At 69.1% G+C, this 21,566-nt stretch carries 19 protein-coding genes; 7 read left to right on the forward strand and 12 right to left on the reverse strand.

Features of this window, described 5'->3' with window-relative positions; all coding sequences use genetic code 11:
- Positions 1-2: 2 nt before the first annotated feature.
- Together ACFWPH_RS08405 and ACFWPH_RS08410 are read left to right on the forward strand one after the other, a co-directional pair.
- Positions 3-581, forward strand: a complete 579-nt coding sequence (locus ACFWPH_RS08405) for a TetR/AcrR family transcriptional regulator (protein WP_280417084.1) — start codon at positions 3-5, stop codon at positions 579-581.
- Positions 582-610: 29 nt separating this feature from the next.
- Complete coding sequence (locus tag ACFWPH_RS08410; protein WP_378748902.1) at positions 611-1,084, forward strand: nitroreductase family deazaflavin-dependent oxidoreductase; 474 nt, start codon at positions 611-613, stop codon at positions 1,082-1,084.
- A gap of 184 nt (positions 1,085-1,268) precedes the next feature.
- Here the strand turns inward: ACFWPH_RS08410 and ACFWPH_RS08415 are convergent, their stop codons facing one another.
- The 3 genes from ACFWPH_RS08415 to ACFWPH_RS08425 all read right to left on the reverse strand — a co-directional run bounded on the left by ACFWPH_RS08415 (position 1,269) and on the right by ACFWPH_RS08425 (position 3,805).
- Positions 1,269-1,883 (reverse strand): MBL fold metallo-hydrolase, encoded by a 615-nt coding sequence (locus ACFWPH_RS08415; RefSeq protein WP_378748903.1) that lies wholly within the window; start codon positions 1,881-1,883, stop codon positions 1,269-1,271.
- Entirely contained in the window at positions 1,880-2,965 is a 1,086-nt protein-coding gene (locus ACFWPH_RS08420) for an S-(hydroxymethyl)mycothiol dehydrogenase (protein WP_378748904.1), read from the reverse strand. The genes ACFWPH_RS08415 and ACFWPH_RS08420 overlap by 4 nt, the downstream gene beginning before the upstream one ends.
- 546 nt (positions 2,966-3,511) lie before the next feature.
- Positions 3,512-3,805: a hypothetical protein gene (locus tag ACFWPH_RS08425; protein ID WP_378748905.1), complete on the reverse strand. Its 294-nt coding sequence runs from the start codon at positions 3,803-3,805 to the stop codon at positions 3,512-3,514.
- 299 nt (positions 3,806-4,104) lie between these two features.
- Between ACFWPH_RS08425 and ACFWPH_RS08430 the strand changes: the two genes are divergently transcribed.
- Complete coding sequence (locus ACFWPH_RS08430; protein WP_378748906.1) at positions 4,105-4,875, forward strand: hypothetical protein; 771 nt, start codon at positions 4,105-4,107, stop codon at positions 4,873-4,875.
- A 33-nt stretch (positions 4,876-4,908) separates the two neighbouring features.
- Here ACFWPH_RS08430 and ACFWPH_RS08435 read toward each other — a convergent pair whose 3' ends face one another.
- From ACFWPH_RS08435 to ACFWPH_RS08455, 5 genes are all read right to left on the reverse strand, one after another.
- On the reverse strand, positions 4,909-5,655 hold the full coding sequence (locus tag ACFWPH_RS08435; RefSeq protein ID WP_378748907.1) for an ESX secretion-associated protein EspG: 747 nt from the start codon (positions 5,653-5,655) through the stop codon (positions 4,909-4,911).
- On the reverse strand, positions 5,652-6,920 hold the full coding sequence (locus ACFWPH_RS08440; RefSeq protein ID WP_378748908.1) for a hypothetical protein: 1,269 nt from the start codon (positions 6,918-6,920) through the stop codon (positions 5,652-5,654). The genes ACFWPH_RS08435 and ACFWPH_RS08440 overlap by 4 nt, the downstream gene beginning before the upstream one ends.
- Positions 6,913-7,293 carry a hypothetical protein gene (locus ACFWPH_RS08445; protein ID WP_378749461.1) on the reverse strand — a complete coding sequence of 127 codons (381 nt, stop codon included), beginning with the start codon at positions 7,291-7,293 and terminating at the stop codon, positions 6,913-6,915. The genes ACFWPH_RS08440 and ACFWPH_RS08445 overlap by 8 nt, the downstream gene beginning before the upstream one ends.
- Before the next feature lie 40 nt (positions 7,294-7,333).
- Positions 7,334-8,035: an alpha/beta hydrolase gene (locus ACFWPH_RS08450; RefSeq protein WP_378748909.1), complete on the reverse strand. Its 702-nt coding sequence runs from the start codon at positions 8,033-8,035 to the stop codon at positions 7,334-7,336.
- 497 nt (positions 8,036-8,532) lie between these two features.
- Positions 8,533-9,288, reverse strand: coding sequence for a hypothetical protein (locus tag ACFWPH_RS08455; RefSeq protein WP_378748910.1), 756 nt, complete (start codon positions 9,286-9,288; stop codon positions 8,533-8,535).
- A gap of 228 nt (positions 9,289-9,516) precedes the next feature.
- Between ACFWPH_RS08455 and ACFWPH_RS08460 the strand changes: the two genes are divergently transcribed.
- Complete coding sequence (locus ACFWPH_RS08460; protein WP_378748911.1) at positions 9,517-10,689, forward strand: acyl-CoA dehydrogenase family protein; 1,173 nt, start codon at positions 9,517-9,519, stop codon at positions 10,687-10,689.
- A 9-nt stretch (positions 10,690-10,698) separates the two neighbouring features.
- Complete coding sequence (locus ACFWPH_RS08465; RefSeq protein WP_378748912.1) at positions 10,699-11,820, forward strand: acyl-CoA dehydrogenase family protein; 1,122 nt, start codon at positions 10,699-10,701, stop codon at positions 11,818-11,820.
- A 266-nt stretch (positions 11,821-12,086) separates the two neighbouring features.
- Here the strand turns inward: ACFWPH_RS08465 and ACFWPH_RS08470 are convergent, their stop codons facing one another.
- A complete protein-coding gene (locus ACFWPH_RS08470; protein WP_378748913.1) occupies positions 12,087-12,725 on the reverse strand; it encodes a phosphoribosyltransferase in 639 nt (212 codons plus the stop codon).
- 359 nt (positions 12,726-13,084) lie between these two features.
- The gene (locus tag ACFWPH_RS08475) at positions 13,085-13,921 is read right to left on the reverse strand and encodes a carbon-nitrogen hydrolase family protein (protein ID WP_378748914.1); all 837 of its coding nucleotides are present in this window, start codon (positions 13,919-13,921) and stop codon (positions 13,085-13,087) included.
- 60 nt (positions 13,922-13,981) lie between these two features.
- Between ACFWPH_RS08475 and ACFWPH_RS08480 the strand changes: the two genes are divergently transcribed.
- On the forward strand, positions 13,982-15,787 hold the full coding sequence (locus ACFWPH_RS08480) for a DEAD/DEAH box helicase (protein WP_378748915.1): 1,806 nt from the start codon (positions 13,982-13,984) through the stop codon (positions 15,785-15,787).
- A 108-nt stretch (positions 15,788-15,895) separates the two neighbouring features.
- Positions 15,896-19,759 carry an AAA domain-containing protein gene (locus tag ACFWPH_RS08485; protein WP_378748916.1) on the forward strand — a complete coding sequence of 1,288 codons (3,864 nt, stop codon included), beginning with the start codon at positions 15,896-15,898 and terminating at the stop codon, positions 19,757-19,759.
- Positions 19,760-19,848: 89 nt separating this feature from the next.
- Here ACFWPH_RS08485 and ACFWPH_RS08490 read toward each other — a convergent pair whose 3' ends face one another.
- Positions 19,849-21,036, reverse strand: coding sequence for an alanine racemase (locus ACFWPH_RS08490; protein WP_378748917.1), 1,188 nt, complete (start codon positions 21,034-21,036; stop codon positions 19,849-19,851).
- Positions 21,037-21,075: 39 nt separating this feature from the next.
- Positions 21,076-21,510, reverse strand: a complete 435-nt coding sequence (locus ACFWPH_RS08495) for a TetR family transcriptional regulator (protein ID WP_378748918.1) — start codon at positions 21,508-21,510, stop codon at positions 21,076-21,078.
- Positions 21,511-21,566: the final 56 nt, after the last annotated feature.

Raw genomic sequence — 21,566 nt, forward strand, 5'->3', positions numbered from 1 at the left:
ACATGTCCGAAGGTGAACCTCTCGTCGTCGAAGCGACCCGTCGCCGCCTGTCCGCGAAACAGGCCGATACGGTCGACAAACTGACGAAGGCAGCGGTGGAGGTACTCACCCGCGAAGGTTTCGCGGGGATGACCATTCGCATGGTCGCCGCCGCGGCCGGTGTGGGTACCGCCACCGCGTACACCTATTTCTCGTCGAAGGAACACCTCGTCGCCGAGATCTTCTGGCGGCGGCTGGTGGCGGCGGATTCCCCGGTCAGCGAGGATCCCGACCCCACGGTCCGGGTGGTGGCCGAACTGCGTTCCATCGCCCTGCTCGTCGCCGACGATCAAGAGGTCGCCGGGGCGGTCACCAGCGCACTGCTGGGCCGCGACCCCGACGTGGCGCATCTCCGGGCCCGGATCGGCCTGGAAATCCGCACCAGGATCGAACGTGCCCTCGGCCCCGGCGCCGATCCGGAGATCGTGGTCTCCCTCGAACTCGTCTACGCGGGCGCGCTGGTGCGGGCCGGTATGGGGTATGCGTCCTACGCCGATATCGCCGACCTCATCGAGAAATCGGCCCTGTTGATCCTGCGCTGAGCAGTGAAAAGGAAGCTTCGGTAAAACTGATGGACCGACCCAAACAACTCGACTCGTCCCTGGTTCCGACCTTCATCAAGTACATGTCCAGGGTCAACACGTGGGCGTACAAGCGGACCGGCGGACGTATCGGCGGGAACTGGCGCGTGGGGGCGGGGTTCCGCAAACCGGTACCGACACTGCTGCTCGACCACACCGGGCGCAAATCCGGCAAGCAGTTCACGATCCCGCTGCTGTACCTGCGCGACGGCGCGAATACCGTCATCGTCGCCTCACAGGGCGGACTGCCGAAAAACCCGCAGTGGTACTACAACCTGGTCGCACAGCCGGATACCGCGATCCAGATCGGTAAGGATCGGATCCCGGTCCGCGCCCGCCTCGCCGACGACGCCGAACGCGACCGGCTGTGGCCGAAACTGCTCGAACTGTACGAGGACTTCGCCGACTACCAGTCCTGGACGGACCGTAAAATCCCCATCTTCATTCTGGAACCCCGCAAGTGACACGCCGGCCCCGTACTGCGACCGCTGCCTGCTCACCTGTTGCGTCCGGGCTTACAGCGCGTATCCGTCCGCCCCAGGTCGTCCCAGCGCCCCCGGGCGGGCAGCGCCGTTCCGAGTCGCGACGGTAACGCGGCCTACCTCTGCGGCCCGGCGATCCCGCTGCCCGCCGGCCTGCACGACGCACCTAGGGGGCCGCCGGGACGTTCGCGCGTTCGGCGCCGAGGGTGGTATCCGGCCCGTGGCCGGTGTGCACGACCGTTTCGTCCGGTAGCGCGAACAGCACATCGTTGATGGACGCCAGGATGGTCGGGTAGTCCGAATACGACCGCCCGGTCGCCCCCGGGCCGCCCTCGAACAGCGTATCTCCGCTGAAAACCACGCCCTCGTCCGGCAGGTGCAGACAGCATGAGCCCGGCGAATGACCCGGCGTGTTCAGTACCCGCAGCTGGGCACCGGCGACCACGAAGACCTCGCCGTCGGCCAGCGCGCGATATTCGACACCGGGATGCGTCTGCTGCCACAGCACATCGTCGGCGGAGTGCAGGTGGATCGGGGCGCCGGTGGCCGCCGACAGCGTGGGAGCCACCGTCACGTGATCGTTGTGGGCGTGGGTGCAGATGATGGCGGTGACCCGGCGACCCGCTACCGCGTCGAGGATCGGCTGGGCGTCGTGCGCCGCATCGATGATCACCACCTCGCTGTCGTCACCGACCAGCCAGATATTGTTCGCCACATCCCAGCATCCGCCGTCCAGGCAGAACTGGCCTTCGGTGACGATCCGCTCCACCCGCGCTGTCACAGGACCACCACCGAACGCAGCACGGCACCGCCGTGCATGGTGGTGAAGGCCTGGTCGACGGCGTCCAGGCCGATCCGCTCGGTGACGAACTTCTCCAGCGGGAGCCGGCCCTGGCGATACAGGTCGATCAGCATCGGGAAATCGCGTTCGGGCAGGCAGTCGCCGTACCAGGACGATTTCAGCGATCCGCCGTGGCTGAAGAAATCGATCAGCGGCATCTCGAGCTTCATATCGGGTGTCGGGACACCGACCAGAACGACGGTGCCGGCCAGGTCGCGGGCATAGAAGGCCTGCTTCCAGGTTTCGGGCCGGCCGACTGCGTCGATCACCACATCGGCCCCGAAGCCGCCCGTGAGCTCCTGGATCGCCTCGACCGCATCCGTGGCGGACGCGTCGACGGTATGTGTCGCGCCGAGTTCGCGCGCCCAGTCGAACTTCCGGGCGTCGGTGTCCACGGCGATGATGGTGCCGGCGCCGGCCAGCCGGGCACCGGCGATCGCGGCATCACCGACACCACCGCAACCCAGCACCGCGACCGAATCACCCCGGCCGACATTGCCGGTGTTCACGGCGGCGCCCAGCCCGGCCATCACACCGCAGCCCAGCAGCCCGGCGACCGCGGGATCGGTCTCCGGGTCCACCTTGGTGCACTGGCCCTCGTGCACCAGCGTCTTATCGGCGAACGCACCGATGCCGAGCGCGGGAGTGAGTTCGGTACCGTCCTCCAGTGTCATCGGCACACTCGCGTTGAAGGTATCGAAGCAGTACCAGGGGCGCCCGCGTTTACAGGCCCGGCACTGTCCGCAGACCGCGCGCCAGTTCAGGATCACGAAATCGCCCGGCTCGACATGGGTGACCGCCGAACCCACGGTCTCCACCACACCGGCGGCCTCGTGGCCGAGCAGGAACGGGAATTCGTCGTTGATCCCGCCTTCGCGATAGGTGAGATCGGTATGGCATACGCCGCAGGCCTGGATTTTCACCACCACATCGCGCGGCCCGGGGTCGGGCAGGACAATCGGGACGAGCTCGACCGGGGCGCCGGGACTGCGGGCGATAACACCTCGAACCTGCTGGGGCACTGTGTCTCCTCTCGGGGCGGTCATGCGGTGATGCACGATGCCGCATACGTTATCCGCCATACAGTGCCGCCGCGCGGGTCCGGGGTATCCGAATGAGCACCCGCGGGAGGTCGCGGGCAGCCCGGACGCAGTGCGGCGGGGCGCCCATCGGACGCCCCGCCGTACTACTGGCAAACCCTCAGATAACTCCCCAGGCCTGCAGGATATAGGTCACATTGGCGGCAATGTTCGTGACGAGATTCGCCAGATTCAGGGCCGCGGACCCGGTTTCGATCATCTTCTGTTTTCCTCCTGATCCGTCCCGACCGGAGCCCAAAATACCGACGGCTGTCGAGTCGGGCAAACGTCCGATTACCCGGCTCGACAGCTCGGACCAAGCAGAAATCGACCGGAAACCGTGCGCTCACGTGTCCGGAATATTGACCGGACACGTGTCCCACTCAGTGCGCAAAGCCGGTACGAAAATGTGCGAAAGGGTTCGCGGATGCGGGCGTCACCGGCCGTTCGATGAACGATCGACGGAACCGGGCCACCGAGCCGGGCCGATCAGCCGGCGATCCGCACCCCGGGCTCGGGCCCCGGGCCGTCCGCCCGCAATTTGAGCAGCGTCAACCCCGCGGTACAGGCGAGAATGAGACCGACAACACTGATCACGACATGCAGCGTGGCGATTCCGTAGACCGCCGCTCCCAGCCCCCCGGCGAAAACCAGCCAGCCGAGAACTCTACCCACCGTCGCCCCGGAACCGGACGAACCGGATAGCACCGGCTCCGCATCCGCCTTCCGCGTCTCGGGCACCTCTGCCGCGCCAGGCAGATCGGTGGTGGTCTGGTCTCCCATCATCTACTCCTCGATGGCGCCGATCCGGAAATCGTGTAGCGCCTACCACTGCGGTGCATCGGCACCGCGGACTCCGGTGTCCCATGCGTCACTTCCGCAACATACGCTAAGGCCACAACCCGACGATTGTTACGCAACACAAGCACGCGACACGCGGCCGATATCAATTCGATACCTGATATACCCGCCGCGACCGGACCTTACACACGGTAACCAGCGGAATCGGCAGGGCGGGGGGTAGTTCCACCGAGCACCCTGGATTAAGGTGAGGCCACTGACTTATCACAGGAGCGTCACCGATGGACAGCAAAACGAAGGTCGCCGGACCTCTGGCCGCCGCCGGTGCGGTATCCCTCGGGCTGGTATTCATCGGCGCCTGCGGGGTCGGTCAGGAAGACACCTACGTACCGCCGCCACCGATCCACTCCGGGCCGCAGGCGGTCGAACAGGCGCGCTACGCGGAGGCGACCGCCACCACGGTGGCCCAGGTACTGATCCCGCCGTCCCCCAGCTGGCGGATGGCTCCCGAACCGCCGCCGCGGCGCACGCTACCGCCCGAATACCAGATCTCGGTCACCTCATCGGCCGCCGCGTCGACCGACTCCGGCGAGACCACCGACAGCGACGAGACCACCAGGCGCGCCACACTTTCGGCCACCCCCGGTGAGTCCCCCACACCGGGACAGGACTCTGCCGCGACATCGTCGCCCGCCACGGAAATCGAACCCGCACACAGTGAATCGCCGGTTCCGCCACCCGCCCCAACCGGCACCGAATTCACCCCGCCGGCCCCTGTCGTTCCGGTCCCGACCACGATGATCGAGGCACCGGGCGCCTCCGATATCCCGGTCGCACCCGAGTCACCGTCGACCACCGAGACGCTGGGTGGCGAGCCCACTCCGGGCACCGAGGCGGCACGTACCACCCCGGCTCCGCCCGCACCGGAATCCGAACAATCCACACCGTTCGGGCTGCCCACCGAAACCACCGAGCCCGGTGCGCCGGAATCCGGCGCACTCGTCCCGACCATCACGATCGCACCGGCCATCCCACCCCGTTTCGGCGGCTGACGGACTCCGCGCGGTGCCGCGAAACCGTCGCCGTCAGAGCTCGGCGTAGGCGATCGCCCGCTGGGCACCGGTCACCATGGGCCGCAGCGAATTCGTGAAACGCTCGGCGTCGACAGCGGCGATATCGACCATCGTGCCGGTGTGGATCGCATAGCGGCCGTCCCCGGCGATATCGATCCAGCACAGCACACCGAACGGGTCGGTCCTGGCCGGCCGGTGCACGGAGACCACGAGCTGGCCGATACCGTCGCGTGGCTGATTCAGCCGCTGCCGGATCCGGGTCGCCACGGCGGGACCTGCGACCGGCACGGTCACCCGGTCCCGGCCGTCGCGTACGACCTCTGCTCGCGGCGCACGCAACCGCGCACCGTTACCGACAGGGGCGGCCGGTAACGCGGCGACAACGCGTACGGGCAGGGAGGTGGCGGCCCCGGCCATGATCCGGATATCGCCGCCTCGATCCGGTTCGGTGCCCGGGCGCTGTGTGGCCACGACCCCGATATGTCCGGCCGACGCACCGAGCACCCGCGTGGCGGAACTGCCCGCGCCGTCCTGTCCGAATGCCGACACACTCACTTCCGGAGCGGCCAGCACCCGCAGGGCTGCTTCCAGATCGGCGTCGAGAGTGGTGTCGCACCAATGCCGCAACGCGGGCAGCTGGGCGATCCGCTCGGCGGAATCCCGCGCGGACAACCGCACCGCCAGCGGGTAGGGGAGGCGATCGCCCACAGTCTGTTCCCAGGCCAGCGCCAACTGGTCCGGGGTGAGGATCCAATTCACTCGGCTTCGGTCCACTCACCCAGGACCGGCGGGGTGGTGGGCTCGAGGGTGCCGATCAGCTGCCCGCCGGGCTCGGCTTCTTCCAGGAAGGTGAGCTCCTCGTCGCCGAAATGCAGGTCGTCGTCCTCGTCGGCCGACCGTTCGGTACGCACCGGCGCCACCGGCGAATTCGAGCGCACGGTATCGGCCGCCATCGCACCGCCCATCATGCCGCCGATCGCACCCGCACCCATTCCGGTGATCGCGTCACCACCCGAATTACGCTGCTGCTCCTCGCGATCACGATCGCGTTCACTATCGGCTCCCGACCCGGCGGGGCGGACCGGGACCGCGAACACGGGTGCACCCGGTGTGCTCGCCGGCGCCACGGGCGCACTGCCGCCGGATACAGCCGCCGGGGTGGTGGCCGCAGTCGCGAGAGTCGGCTGCTGCGTTCCCGCAGTGGTGGTGGCCGGTGGCTGATCCGCCGGGGCGGGAGTTGCGGCAGCCGCGGCAGCAGGTGCGCCGATGAGTGCGGGGCTCCCGGCGGCCGGCGTACCGTCTGCGGCAGCCTGCGGAGGAACCGGCGCGCTCGGCGCCCCAGAGGCATCCGATGCGGCCGTAACAACCTTTCCTACCGGCGAACTCACGCCTGTCGCGGAAACGGCGGGCGCAGTAGCCGAGGTCGGCGCGCCGGGTTCACCCTGACCCGGGCCGGGCAGGTCGGGAAAGGCAGGTACCTGGGATCCAGCGGGGATGAAAGCGCCGAGGTAGACGCTCTCCATCACCCGTACCGCGTCCGCGCGTTCACTCTCGGCCGCCTGCTGGCCGGCGATATTGCCCGTCGCCGCATGGGGATCCAGGAGTGCCGCCGGCAAATCCGGCCGGACTCCGGATGGTTCGCCGATTCCGGTACGGAGCGTTTCGGCGGCATCACCCGCCTGCCCCAGACGCTGCCCCACCGTGGTCAGCACATCGGCGAGCTGCCGGCCGGCGGCCTCGAAATCCCGGACCGCAGCGCCTGCGAGTCCCGCCGCGGCGCCACGCCAGCCGTCGGAGATTGCGCCGCGGATCTCGGTATGCGCCTGTGTCACAGCGTCGTTCAGGCCGTTTGCCGCGCCGTGCCACAGTTGTCCGCCGGTCTGCAGGGCCGACGGGTCCAGCAGCGATACCCCGGCGTGGATCTGCTCGTGGGTCAGATTGTCGAAAACCTCGACCGTCGGCGCGTAATCGGGATCCACTCGATTGTGGGCGCCCCGCAGCCCCGTTCGCGGTAGCTCACGCACCGGGCACCCCCGCCTGCGTGGCGCCGAGCGCGGCCGCGACCTCGGAATCGGTGTGCTGATAGGCCGCCGCCGCGCTCCGGAAGGTATGCGCGAGCTGCCGCGCCGCGCTCGCGTAATCGCGCAGCGCCACTATCGCGTCACCCGCTTTGCCTTCGAAACCACCGCGCAGGGCGGCACCGGACTCGAATCCACCGAACCCCGGCATGGTGAGAGCTCCGCTCAGGGTTTCGATCTGGGCATCCACCTGGTCGGCCAGCTGCTCGTAGCGCAGCGCGCACCGCTCCGGCGCGCCCTCGGCGACCAGAACTCCATCGATCCACAGCTCTCCGTCGTCGACGGCCGAGCCGAGCGCGGCAATCGTATTCGGCTGCATCACCGGACCCCCTTCCTCTTCCGCCGGCGCCCAGCGGCTCTCATCGTCGCCGCACCGGCCCCGCGACGATCTCCTGCGTCCATTGCACGATATCCGCCGTGACCCGGCCGCGCACGCGCTCGTGCAGCAGATCGTGCCCCGCATCCGGGTACTCGCGCAGCTCCACCGCATCATGCCGCCGCGCCCAGTCGCGCACCGCCTCGATCGGCGCCCGCCGGTCATCGGCCCCGTGCACCGCCAATACCCGCGGCAGCGGCGCGACCTGCGCGGGGGTGCCGCCGAGTGCCCGCTCCGGGGTACCGCACAGCACCAGCCCGGCCAGGTCGCGGACGGCCGATACCGGATCGAGAGGGTAGTCGGCAGAGTGCGGTGTCGCGCCGTGCCCGGGAGTGGGGCGCGCGGCGCCGAGCGCGGCCAACGCCGTGATCGCCCCCAGCGAATGACCCATGAGAGTCAATGGCAAATCAGGGACTCTGTCACGCACCAGCCCGATGAAGCGCGCCGCATCGTCCACCAGATCGGCCAAGCTGCCCGGCCGATCGGGATCCCCCTCGCTGAGCCCCTGCCCGGCAGTGTCCAGCGTCCACACCGCGATCCCCTCATCGTTCAGCCGGCGCGCGAACTCGTGATAATGCCCGCTGTGCTGTCCCGAACCGGGCAATAACGCCAACACGGCACCAGCCCCGTCGACCGGCCGATCCCGATAGTGCAACCGGCCACGCGCGCCGTCGAAGAACCCCATGACCGAATTCTGGCAAAGAACCACGGATTCGCAGATTTCACGCGGCACGATCCGGTCTCACCGGCCACAAGGGCCACCCCGCAGAGAACCCGGTCCCGGCCCCGCCCCCGGCGCCCGGCGCGCGTGGTGGCGATTCCCGGCCCTGCGTACGGTTACCGGCGTCACCATTACGCGTCGCGTTGACCACGGCAGACCTCGCCGATGAACGGGCACCCGCCTCGCGACCGCGGACGCGGCGGCAGCAGCCGCCCGTAGGTGTGGTTTGCCCGATAGGCCCAGGCCCCGGCAACTCACGTAGGGGCAAAGGATCCACCAGCGCCCGGAGACCGCGCCACGCGGAAGTCGGCGGACTCACCGCGCGACGACGCGGCCCCGGCTACGCCCGCGGTGCCGATTTCCGGCCCGGCGGGCGGTTGCCGGCGGCCCTGACAACTTCCGGCAGGCCAGCGGACTTCGAAGCTGCGAGCCGTCGCGGCGAACACCGCCCGGCGGGACGGTTACGCCGGAGCCGGAGCGGGCTGGGGCGCCGGGGCGGGCGGAGCCTCCGGTGCCGGGGCGCTCGACTGTGCGGGTGCCGCCGCCGGGGCCTGCGGGGCGGCCGCATCCGGCGCGGGAACGGCGGGGGCCGGCGGCTGATCGGGCACGGAGAACAAACCGACCGTGGGCGTCATCACGCAGAGCGCTCCCGGGTAGCTCACGGTTCCCCACATGGAGGCGAGGACCGTTCCCGGCCCGCTGTCGACGGTCCGCGACAGCGAGGCGGTGCCGAACTCGGTGACATCGCTGAGCGTATCCAGCCCGCTGCGGCCGTTGTTGATATTGATCCACGCAACCACCAGGCCCGAACCCTGCGGGATACCGGAATGCCGCGGGGTGGCGTGGAAGGTCAGCGTGCCGGGAGTGCCACTCAGGTTGATACTGGGGCCGTTGGCGGTGGCGGCCGCGAACGTTGTGGTGATCACACCGTTGCTGCCGCAGCCGAAGGTCGGGGCCGCGTAGACGAAGGGGGCGTAGGCGCCGATATTGCTGATCTCGCTGGCGGCGACGACGTCGTGGTAGCTGCGCAGCGCGTCCACTCCGGGGCGGACGGCCGGATCGGCGGCGGTCTGTTCGGTGAGAGCGGTCAGCGCGGCTTCGCCGGGAGTGGGCGCGGGCGCTGGTTCGGCAGCGGCCGGGGTGGTGAAGGTGAGCGCGGCACCCATACCGAGGGCGGCCGCTGCGGCCGCGGTTCGCGCGACGATTCTGTTGTGCACTGCTGACTCCCTATATCCGCTCGCGGCGATGGCAGGCCGGACCCACCGGCAATCCCCCGCCCACCGCTGCAAGCTACCAGCACCGGCGAGACACCGCCGGGTCACACTCCGCTCTCGGCCCGCGTTATCGGCGGCGGGCGGCGGCTGTATGTGATGCACTCGACGCGGCAGGATTGGTCAGGGGTGTAAATTCGATGCGGGACAATCGAGACATATTTGGAGATGTGTATGAAATTAACTCTGTCTCCCGACGAGGTCGCCTTCCGCGACGAGCTGCGGAAGATCTACACCACCGCGATTCCCGCCGAGATCCGTGAACGCGTGAAGTACGGTCACGAGCTGCCCCGCGAGGACATCGTGACCGCGCACCAGATCCTCAACCAGCACGGCCTGGCAGTACCGAACTGGCCGGTGGAATGGGGCGGCAAGGACTGGACGCCCATGCAGCGGCATATCTGGCAGGACGAGATGCAGCTGGCCAGCGTGCCCGACCCGCTGACCTTCAATGCCACGATGATCGGCCCGGTCATCGCCCAGTTCGGTTCCGAAGAACTGAAGAAGCGCTTCCTGCCTGCCACCGCCAACCTCGATATCTGGTGGTGCCAGGGTTTCTCCGAACCCGATGCCGGCTCCGATCTGGCCTCGTTGCGCACCACCGCCGTCCGCGACGGCGACTCCTACATCGTCAACGGCCAGAAGATCTGGACCACGGCCGGCCAGTGGGCCGACTGGATCTTCTGCCTGGTCCGCACCGACCCGAACGCCCCGAAGAAGCAGGCCGGGATCTCCATGCTGCTCTTCGATGTGAAATCTCCCGGCGTCACCATCCGCCCGATCAAACTCATCGACGGCGGCTACGAGGTGAACGAGGTCTTCTTCGAGAACGTGCGGGTGCCCGCCGATCAGCTGGTCGGCGAGGAGAACATGGGCTGGACCTACGCCAAATTCCTGCTCGGCAACGAACGCACCGGTATCACCGCCGTCGGCCGCACCAAGGTGAAGATCGGGGTGGCCAAGGAATACGCCGCGGCCACCAAATCCGGTTCGGGAACCCTGCTCGAGGACCCGCTGTTCGCGGCGCGGATCGCCGAACTGGAGAACGAACTGCTCGCCCTGGAACTCACCCAGCTGCGCGTCGTCTCGAATTCGACCGAGGGCAAACCGAATCCGGCGTCCTCGGTACTGAAGATGCGCGGTTCGGAACTGCAGCAGGCGGCCACCGAACTCCTGCTCGATATCGCCGGACCGGATGCCCTGCCGGTCGGCGCCGGGGATATCGCCTCGCCCGACTGGGCGCAGCGCAGTGGCCCCAGCTACCTCAACTACCGCAAGACAACCATCTACGGAGGTTCCAGCGAGGTGCAGCGCACCATCATCGCCTCCTCGATCCTCGGATTGTGAGGTCAGGTTATGGATTTCGATCTCACCGACGAACAGGTCATGCTCCGCGATACCGTGCGTGACCTGCTCAACCGCCATTACACCCCGGAATCGCGACTGGCTGTCACCGAAACCGACCTGGGCTGGAGCCGCGAGGTCTGGGGTCAGCTCGCCGAACTGGGTGTGCTCGGCCTGAGCTTCGCCGAGAAAGACGGCGGTATGGACGCCGGCCCGGTGGAGACCATGCTTGTGCTCGAAGAGTTCGGGCGCCGGCTCGCACCGGAACCGCTCCTGGACGCGGTGCTCGTACCGGGCGGATTGATCAGTGCCGCCGGTAGCGCCGATCAGCGGCAGCGGATCCTGCCCGAGGTCGCGGCCGGGTCGAAACTGCTCGCCTTCGCACACGGTGAACCGGGCACGCGCTGGCCCGATCACGCCGTGGAGACGACCGCCACCGCCGACGGCGACGCTTACACGCTGACCGGTGTGAAGAACCCGGTACCGCACGGCGACTGCGCCGACGAACTGGTGGTCAGCGCGACCCTGCCCGGCGGCGGTCTCGGCCTGTTCCTGGTCGCGGCGGATGCCCGCGGAGTCACCCGGACGCCGTACAAGACGGTCGACAACCTGCGGGGCGCCCAGGTGGAATTCACCGCCGCGCCGGCGGAACTGCTGGGGTCCGGCGATGCCACCGCCACCGTGGAGTCGGTGCTCGTCGCGGCCCAGGCCGGGTTGTGCGCCGAATCGGTCGGGGCGATGGCGGAATCGCTGCGGTTGACCACGGACTACCTGAAGACCCGCAAACAGTTCGGGGTGACGCTGTCGAAGTTCCAGACCCTCACCCAGCGCGCCGCGGATATGTACGTCTCGCTGGAACTGGCCCGCAGCATGAGCTACTACCTCACCGCGGCCCTGGTCGACTCCGCCGACCCGGTGATCGCGTCCCGGGCCCGGCTGCAGGTCGGCCGCTCGGCGCGGCATGTCGGGCAGGAGGCGATCCAGATGCACGGCGGTATCGGGGTCACCTCCGAATACCCGGTGAGTCACTATGTGGCCCGGCTGACCGCCATCGAGCGCACACTGGGTGGCCGCCTGGAACATCTGCGGATCCTCAGCGACCGCGTGAGTGAGTACGCCCAGCCGGAGCTGTGATCGCCCGCTCCGGCCGGACCACGTCGACTGTTCGGCGGGCGTCCGGCCGGAGCAACCCCGGCCCACCGGACAACTCATGCGCTCCAGGTAACTCACCGATCGCCGGGAACACCCGCTTCGCCGGATCGACTCACCGGCCAACCGCCCCAGCCCGCCGGGCAACCCGTCCTCACCGAAACAACTCACCTCCCCACCGCGACAACCCGCCTGCCGCACCGGACGACCGCACCCGCCGACTGGCCGGCCGGGCGAGTAACTCCGTGGCCTCACCGGATCAGCTCGGTGACCTCGGCGTCGGCGAGCTGATGGAAATCCCGGTACGCGCCACCCACCCCGGCCAGCGCGGCCGGGGCGTGCGGGCACACCACCTCGTCGGCTTCGGCGCGGATCCGCGGAAGCGCCTCCGGTGCCGCGACCGGAACCGCCACCACGAGGTGTCGCGGTTCCTGGGCACGCGCCACCCGGCAGGCTACGACGACCGACGCCCCGGTGGCGATACCGTCGTCGACGATCACCACTGTGCGGTCGCGCAGCGGGATCGGTGGACGGTCACCCCGCCATACCCGGCTGCGCCGCTCCAGTTCGGCGCGTTCCTCCGCTTCGATCGCATCGAGCCGCGCGGTATCGAGTCCGGTCTGGCGGACCACATCCGAGTTGATCACCCGCACCCCCTGTTCCCCGATCGCCCCCGCCGCCAGTTCGGGCTGCCACGGCACACCCAGTTTGCGAACCAGCAGAATATCGAGATCCCCGCCGACCACCTCGCGGACCGCCGCCGCCACCGGCACACCCCCACGCGGCAAGCCCAATACCAGCGGACCGGGCGCCAGCGAATCCCCCGCACGCAGGTGCCTCAGTTCGTTTCCCAGCGCGCGTCCGGCAGCTACCCGATCGGCGTAGAGCATCACCTCCGACGCTACCCGCTTCCGGCGCCACCGTCGTAGCCCTCCGCCGACACCGTTCGTGTATCGCCGCCGCCGGTCTGTCAGGCACCGCTCCTGTCCGGAGCGTCCGACACGCACAGTCGCGACCGCTGCCCCGGCCGGCCGGATACCGACGCCACCTCGGGCTTTGCCTTGCCGAGCGGCGATTCGACGGTATCGGCCAGGCGACGTCGGGCGGTCGACGACAGCAGCGGTCCGGGCGAGACCGCACATGTTTTCCGAGCGAAGCGGTCGTGGACAACCCCGAGCAGACCATCGCGAGTGCCCGACGCAAATGGTGCCGCATTTCCGGGGTCTCGGTTCGCGGTTCCGCAGTTCGCCTACTGGGTCGTGACGGTGAATCTGCGTAGCGAGAGGCTCGGGTTGGTTCGGCGCACCTTGTCCAGCAGATCCGGCTCCAGCGGCGCCAGTGCGATCCCGGGTTCGTCGGCCAGTTCGCTCACGATCCGCCCTACGGGGTCGACGATCATGGAGTGGCCCGCACCCCGCGGCCCGCAGTGGTCGGCCGCCGCCAGGTAGACCGTGTTCTCGATGGCCCGGGCCCGCAACAGGGTGGTCCACTGGTCGACCTTCCCCGGGCCCGGAATCCACTGGGCGGGGAGCAGCAGGACCTGCGCGCCGGCGGCGGCGAGGCGCCGGAAGCCCTCCGGGAAGCGCAGGTCGAAACAGGTTTGCAGGCCGAAGGTGAGCCCGGCGGCGGTGAACACGGCCGGCTCGGTGAGCGGGCCGGGGCGGACGATATCCGATTCGCGCTGACCGAAAGCGTCGTAGAGGTGCACTTTGCGGTAGTGCGTGAGCAGCGTGCCGTCAGGTCCCAGCACCACCAGGGTGTTGTGGATCCGGCCGTCGTCCGGCGCGGTGGTCTCGACCACTCCGGCCACCAGATGTACTCCGGTGTCGGCGGCGAGGCGCGCGACGGCGGTGACGAACGGGCCGTCGAGCGGCTGGGCCGCGGCGTGTACCCGTTCGTCGAGCCGCCCGAGGGCGAACATCGAGTACTCGGGGGCGACCACGATGCGCGCGCCCTGGTCGGCGGCGGCGCGCACCCGCTCGGTGAGCGCCGCGAGGTTGGCGTCGATATCGGTATGGGGTGCGAACTGCACCACAGCCAGAGCCTGCGCGTCCGCGCGCGGCTGATCGGCGGGGTCGGCATCCATGCTGACACCGTATGGCCCGGTGGCCCGGACGACCAGGCCGTACCAGTAAACTCCAGGTCAATGAGCACCAATCAGGGCGACGGCAGCCTCGGCGGAGACCCTGGCGACGCACAAGCCGAGAACGCCGAATCCGCCGGACCGACCTTCGCCGATCTCGGGATCGATGACCGAATCCTCTCGGCCATCGCCGATGTCGGCTACGAATCCCCCTCCCCCATCCAGGCCGCGACCATCCCCCCGCTGCTCGAGGGGGCGGATGTGGTGGGTCTCGCGCAGACCGGTACCGGTAAGACGGCGGCGTTCGCCATCCCGATCCTGATGGGTTTGCTGCAGGACCGGCCGACCGGCAAACAGCCGGCTGCCCTGGTCCTCGCCCCGACCCGGGAGCTCGCGATCCAGGTCGCCGAGGCGTTCGGCCGCTACGCCACGCATATGCCGAATACGCATGTGCTGCCGATCTACGGCGGGCAGAGCTACGGCGTGCAGTTGTCCGGTCTGCGCCGCGGCGCGCAGGTCGTGGTGGGCACCCCCGGCCGGGTGATCGACCACCTGGAGAAGGGCACGCTGGATCTGTCGCAGCTGCGCTACCTGGTGCTCGACGAGGCCGACGAGATGCTGAAGATGGGGTTCCAGGAGGATGTGGAACGCATCCTCGCCGATACCCCCGCGCAGAAGCAGGTGGCGCTGTTCTCCGCCACGATGCCCGCCGCGATCCGCAAGATCTCCAAGCAGTATCTGCGTGAGCCGGTCGAGATCACGGTCAAGTCCAAGACCAGCACCGCGACCAATATCACCCAGCGCTGGGTACTGGTCTCCCATCAGCGCAAACTCGATGCCCTCACCCGAATCCTCGAGGTCGAGGCATTCGAGGCCATGATCATTTTCGTGCGTACCAAACAGGCCACCGAGGAGCTGGCCGAGAAGCTGCGCGCCCGCGGGTTCTCGGCCGCGGCGATCAACGGCGATATCGCCCAGGCACAGCGTGAACGCACCATCGGTCAGTTGAAGGCGGGCACCCTCGACATCCTGGTCGCCACCGATGTCGCGGCCCGCGGTCTGGACGTGGACCGCATCTCGCATGTGGTGAACTACGATATCCCGCACGACACCGAGTCCTATGTGCACCGGATCGGCCGCACCGGACGGGCGGGCCGCAGCGGCGAGGCCCTGCTGTTCGTGGCCCCCCGGGAACGGCATCTGCTGAAATCCATCGAACGCGCGACCCGGCATCCGCTCACCGAGATGCAGCTGCCCAGCGTCGACGATGTGAACGCGCAGCGGGTCGCCAAATTCGGCGATGCCATCACCGAGAACCTGAGCTCGGACAATCTGTCGCTGTTCCGCAAGCTCATCGAGGACTACGAACAGGAGCACAACACCCCGCTGGCCGATATCGCCGCGGCCCTGGCGGTCGCCGCGCAGGACGGCGAGAGCTTCTTCCTCGAACCCGAACCGGAGCCGGTAGAGCGGCCGCGCCGGGAGCGTGCACCGCGCAACTTCGACGACGGCGGCTTCGACGACCGTCGCGGCCCGAGCCGGCATCGCGCCACCGGTGCCGAACTGGCCACCTACCGCATCAGCGTCGGCAAACGGCACCGCGTGGTACCGGGCGCGATCGTGGGTGCCATCGCCAACGAGGGTGGTCTGCGGCGCAGCGATTTCGGGCATATCAGTATCCGCCCCGATCACAGTCTCGTGGAATTGCCGGCCCAGTTGCCGCCGGAAACCCTGGACGCCTTGCGGAGCACCCGGATCAGCGGTGTGCTGATCCAATTGCAGCTCGACCAGGGGCCGCCCCGCTCGATCGGCCGCGGGCCGCGGCGCGACGGGCCCAAACGGCACGAGCGGCGTAAACCGCGTTCGTAGTTTCCACGGTCCCTCCCGTCAGGCCGGAGCCGGTGATTACAGTGGGCCGCGTCCGGTGTGCGCGTATCCGCTCGCCGGGTGTATCGCTGGGTCGCAGGAGGGCCGTGGGTGTTCGTTGTCGGTGATCAGGTGGTGTGCGGCGCCACAGATCTGGAGCGTGGCGCGCGCTGTGAGTTCGCGCTGCTGCGCGGACTCGACGCCGAACTGGGCACGGTCCCCGGCACCGATAACGGAAGATCGGCCGGGACAAGTGGTTTCGGCGAGTGCGGGATACCGCCGGAAACCGCTTCCGGATACGCGCAATTCGCCGCGCTGCGTACTGCCGTGCGACACCGCCACGGCGCCGGGGTGGTCGAACTCCCCCCGCCCGCCGACCCGGCCGATCCGCTGGGTGCCCTCGCCGCCGCGCACAGTGCCTCCGTCGCCGCGATCCGCGCGGGCGCCCCGGCGGTGCTGGGTGCGGTGTTCTTCGACGGGGACTTCTTCGCCCATGTGGACGTTGCCACGCAGACCCCGCACGGGCTGCGGCTGCACGGGACCACCCGGACTCGGCCGGTGCCCACCGCGCTGCGGCTCGCCGCGGCCGCGCTGTTCCTGGAATCGCTGCCGGTACCGGTCGATCCGCGCCTGCACATCCATGTCGGCGGCGAGACACCTACCACCGAGGTAGCCGATGCAGCGCCGGTGTACCTGGCACGCCGTCGCCGCATGCACCGGATCCTGGACGAACACTCGACCGAACTCCTGCCGGTGCAATGGGGTGATCCGCGCTTCCGGGCCTGCGGCCGCTGCGCGGTCTGCATCGCCGCCCGCGCCGAGGCCCGCGATCTGCTGCTGGTGGCCGGGATGGATCCGGCCACCCGGACGGCGCTGCGTGCGGCCGGTATCACCACCATCGACCGGCTCACCACCCGCATCGCGACCCCGTCCGGTGTACCCGCACCCACCCTCGCACGGTTGCGCGCCCAGGCGGTTGTCCAGCTGCGGCAGGAACATTGCGGTCGCGGTGAACTGCTGCCGGCCGATCCCGCGGCCCTGGATATGCTTCCGCCCGCCACACCGGGCGACCTCGCCCTGCACACCCACCCGGTGGCACCGGATCGCCTGCGGGTGACGGTGGCCTCCCGAGAATCCCTGCGGTTCTCCTGCGAACTACCGGTCGAACCACCCGCGGACGCACTGTCCCCGCAACACCGTACGGCTCTGCGCGACGGCGCCCGCCGCGCGTTCGCCGATCTGCTGGCCGCACTCACCGAACCACTGCTGACCGAACCGGGCCTGCGTATCTTCCATTACACGGCCGCCGCCCGGACCCTGTTGCTGCACACCGCCGGCCGTCTCGGCGCCGGGGAGGAAACCGTGGACGCGCTGCTGCGGGCCGGCGTTCTGGTGGACCTGTATCCGATCGTGCGCGGCGCCTTCGTCCTCGGCACCCGCTCCTATGCCCTGCACTCGGTCGCGGCAACGCTCGGTCATCCCGGAGAGACGGACGGCAGTACTGTGCTGTGGCTCGCCGACCGGTTGCGCAAAGAGGCGGGCGCAGCCGCCCGACCGCCCGGCGCCCACACGGGCGACCTGGACCGGCTACTGCGGGACACCCCCGCCGTATGTCCGTCGTCCACCGAAGCGGCGCTCGCCGAATACGCCGGCCGCGCCGAACTCGCCGCCGGCCGGTCGCCCGGCACCCCCGACGCCGATCCACACCGGGTCGCGGCACTGACGGCCGCCCTGCTCGGCTTTCACCGCCGCGAACAACAGACGTCCTGGTGGGCCCATATCGACCGGCTCACCCATCCCCTGCCCGAGTGGGCTCCGGATCACGGCGTGATGGTGGCGGATTCGTGCACGGTGGATACGAAATGGCATATCGGCCCGGGCGATACGGTGCGCCGCTTCCTGCGCCTGCGCGGACGGCTCACCGGCCCGGGACCGGCGCCCGGCACCCGGGTCTACGTCGTCTACGAACCGGAACACCGCGCGCCCCGGGCCATCCGCACCACCGGTCCGGCCACGGTGCTGGGCTGTGCGATGGAACCCGATCTGACCGATACCGTTCGCCTCGAGGAAACTCTCCTGCCGGGGGCCGCGGCACACGACGCACTTCCGGTCGCACTCGCACCGGCGCTGCCCGATGCGGACACTGCCGATTCGGAAGCGCTCGAGGAGCTCGGCGAGCAACTACTGATCACCCTGCCCGGGCTACCGGATACCCCGGTCTTCGACCTCCTGGCTCGCCGCCCACCCCGCTTACTCCCCACCGATGCCGACGCACCCAGCTGGGAAACCGGGCTCACACCGGCCGCCGCGGCGCACACCGGTCCGCCCGGTGCGACCACGAGCCCCCAGCTCGCGCCACCCACACTCGGCGGCTTGCCCACGTCCTCCGGGGCTCCCGCCGTCGACAGCCCAGTATCTACAACAGCCGCGGAGGACTCCGGCTCCCCCGCGACCGGGTCCGGGTCACCGGCCGCGCAACCGGACGAGTCCCGCTCGCCCGCGGACCGCGCGACAAACCCCGGATCGTCCATCGCCGCCGCGACACCCGCAACCGGCACCAGCTCACCGGCAGCACAGACAACCGGGTCCAGCGCACCTGATTACGGGGTCGCGCCCGTTACTCCCGAATCCCCGATCCGGCGGCCCGGCTCTCCCGTTTCTGCCGACTCAGGGCGGCCCGCGCGGGGCGAAGCCGCGGCGACCAGGCAGCCCGGCTCCCTACATCCCGGCGGAGGTATCCCCGGATCCGGAACCCCTGAGGCCTCGCACCACGGAGACCCGGTATCTACGGATCCGTCTGCGGCCCCCAGTGACTACGCGACCGCGATCACCGCGGCCCTGCGCGCACTGGACCGCTCCTACCTGGCAGTCCAAGCCCCCACCGGCACGGGGCGAACCACCATCCTCGCCGAGTCGATCGCCGCACTGGTCACCCTGGACAACTGGCGTATCGGGATCGTCGCGCCTACCGCCGTCCCGGTGGAGAACCTGCTGGATGCCATCGTCCGAGCAGGGGTGCTCCCGGAACTCGTCGCGAAAAGCAATGCCGCGGCCGTGGCACCCGAATGGCTGGTGCTGGACTCGGCCCGCTACGCCCGGTTCCTGTCGAATGCGATCCGCGGATGTGTGTTGGGTGGCGCCCCGGGCGATTTCACCGATCCGGACCGCGTGCCCCGGGACGCCCTGGACCTGCTGGTCATCGCCGATGCGAACAGTTTCTCCCTGGCGGCGACCGCCGCGGTGTCGGTCAGCGCCCGCAATCTACTGCTCATCGGCGACCCCACCGAACGCCACCGGCCGGGTCTCGGTCCGCATCCGGAACCGGTGGACACTCCGGCACTCACCTGGCTCACCGGTGGCCGGCGGACGCTGCCGGCAACGCACGGCTACTTCCTGGGCCGGACCCACCGAATGTCTCCGCAGGTGAGCGATCCGGTCTCGCGCCTGTTCTTCGACGACCGCTTACGTGCCGCGCCGGTGCCCGCTGATCCCGCGGTGACCCTGGAACCCGGTATCGCCACCGTCCTCGTGGAGCATCACGGCAACGCCACCTCTTCCGATGCCGAGGCCCGGGAGGTTCTGCAGCAGATCCGCGATCTGCTGGGGCGGACCTGGAACGACGGCACCGGCACCCGGCCGCTGCAGCCGCACGATATCGTCGTGGTCTCGCCGCACCGGGCACAGGTGAGCGTGATCCGGACCCTGTTGTCCCGGGCCCGGATCGAAGAGGTGCTGGTCGGGACCCCCGAGCTGTTCCGTGGCCGGGAGGCGGCCGTGGTGCTGGTGTCACCGGCGACTTCCACTCCCGAGGATGCCCCCGTTCCGGTCGGTGCACTGCTGTCGGCCGCCGTGGTGCACGATACGTTGTGCCGCGCCCGGCGCCGCGCGATCATCGTCCGTTCCCCGTTACTGACGGAATTCCTTCCGGAAAATCTCCGCGAATTATCGGCACTGGCCGATTTCATCCGGTTGTGAGCACGGGAAATAAATTCGCCGGACCCACTGAATTTCGTCCGGAAATCCGGCTCACCGCTATTTTCCGGTCGACCGGATTTCGCCGGGAATCACCCGAAGCATTTCCCTTCACCGCGGTAGGTCGGCAGCTCGGTGCGCGACCCGTCACTGTCGACCAGGTACAACCGATCGAACCGTTCACAGAGCTCACCGGCCTTGGCATGACGAAACCACACCCGGTCTCCGATATCCGGTACGGCCGGTCCCGACAGCGGTGTCTGCACCTCGCCGGCCCCCTCGGTACCCAGCATCCGCAAATCCTTGGGCCACACCGGTCTAGGCACACGACTCGCTCCGGCCGGGCCGGACGCGATATATCCGCCGGCGAAAACCGTGGCGATATCGGATGCGGGCCGGCGCAGTACCGGCAGCGCGAAATACAGGGCGGGCCGCGGACGGAACGAACGATAGTCGTCGAACAGTGTCGGCACGTAAAGCCCTGAGCCGGCGGTGATCTCGGTAACCCCGGCCGCCGCCGCACTGAGCTCGACGGATCCGGTGCCGCCACTGTTGACGATCTCCAGCTCGCCGGTCACCGAGACCACGGCCGCCAGCACAGCGGCCCGGCGGCGTTCGATCTCGCGAGCGGAGGCCTTTTTCACCAGCCGCACGGCGAGCGAGGAATCCGGTAGCCCGGCGATCTGCGCCTCGTAGGTCATCAGCCCGACCACCCGGAACCCGGCCGCACGGGCCCGCGCGGCGAGGGCCGCGGCTTGCTCGGGCGTGCGCACCGGCGATCGGCGCACCCCCAGATGCAGCGGGCCGATCCGCAGCGAGGCGTCGACATCCAGGCAGAGGCGCGGTGCCACGCGGTGGTTACCCATCGCGGCGCGGATCAGGTCGAGCTGAGCGGTGTCGTCGACCATCAGGGTGATCGCCTCGAGCGCGGTCTCGTCGCCGGCGAGCTCGGCGAGCGCCGCGCGATCGGCGGTCGGATAGCCGAGCAGCACATCGCGGGCACCGCACCGGACCAGCCACAGCGCCTCGGCAAGCGAGTACGACATGATCCCGGCGAAACCGCCCGCGGCCGTCAGCTCCGGACCCAGCACCTCCGAAAGCACAGCCCGGCAGCGCACCGATTTGCTGGCGACGCGAAGCGGCCTGCCGCCGGCACGGCGGACCAGGTCGGCGGCGTTCGCGCGTAATACGGTCAGGTCCACCGCGGCCAGCGGCGGATCGAGGTCGGCGGTGGCCGCGTGCAGGTGGGCAATCGGCGGGGTCGTGCTCACCCCGCCCACTCAACCACCGGACTGGTCATACGTCCAGCTTTTCCGGGATCAGGCGTCGACAGCGCGGGTGAGCAGATTAGACACCAGATCGTCGAAGGCCACCAGAATCGCCTCGTCGTCACAATCGGCCAGCCAGCGCAGCACCGACCCCTGCACCACGGTGATCACATACCCGGCCACCGAATCGACCGGCTCGATCCAGCGAGTGCCCGAGCGCTGCGCACACAGTTCGAGCCATTCCACGACATGCTGCTGCTGGGTCCGCTGCCGCTCCGATACCACCGGGTCAGGGACGTAATCCGCACGCGAATCCCAGTGCCGGGACAGCGTCTGCACCGTCTTCTCGTAAGCGTGGATCTGCTGGACCGGCCGGGACTTGACCAGCGGCCAATAGGCGCTGAAACCCGCATGCAGTAACACTCGCAACGCTCGTAACCCGGTGATATCCAGCACCGCGTCGGCGTTTTCGACCGCTTCACGCATGGCCGATCGCATACGACCCTCCGCTATTTCTCCACGTACGCCCAACGCAAGCTCCC

The organism is Nocardia sp. NPDC058499 (assembly GCF_042719915.1).
GTDB lineage: Bacteria > Actinomycetota > Actinomycetes > Mycobacteriales > Mycobacteriaceae > Nocardia.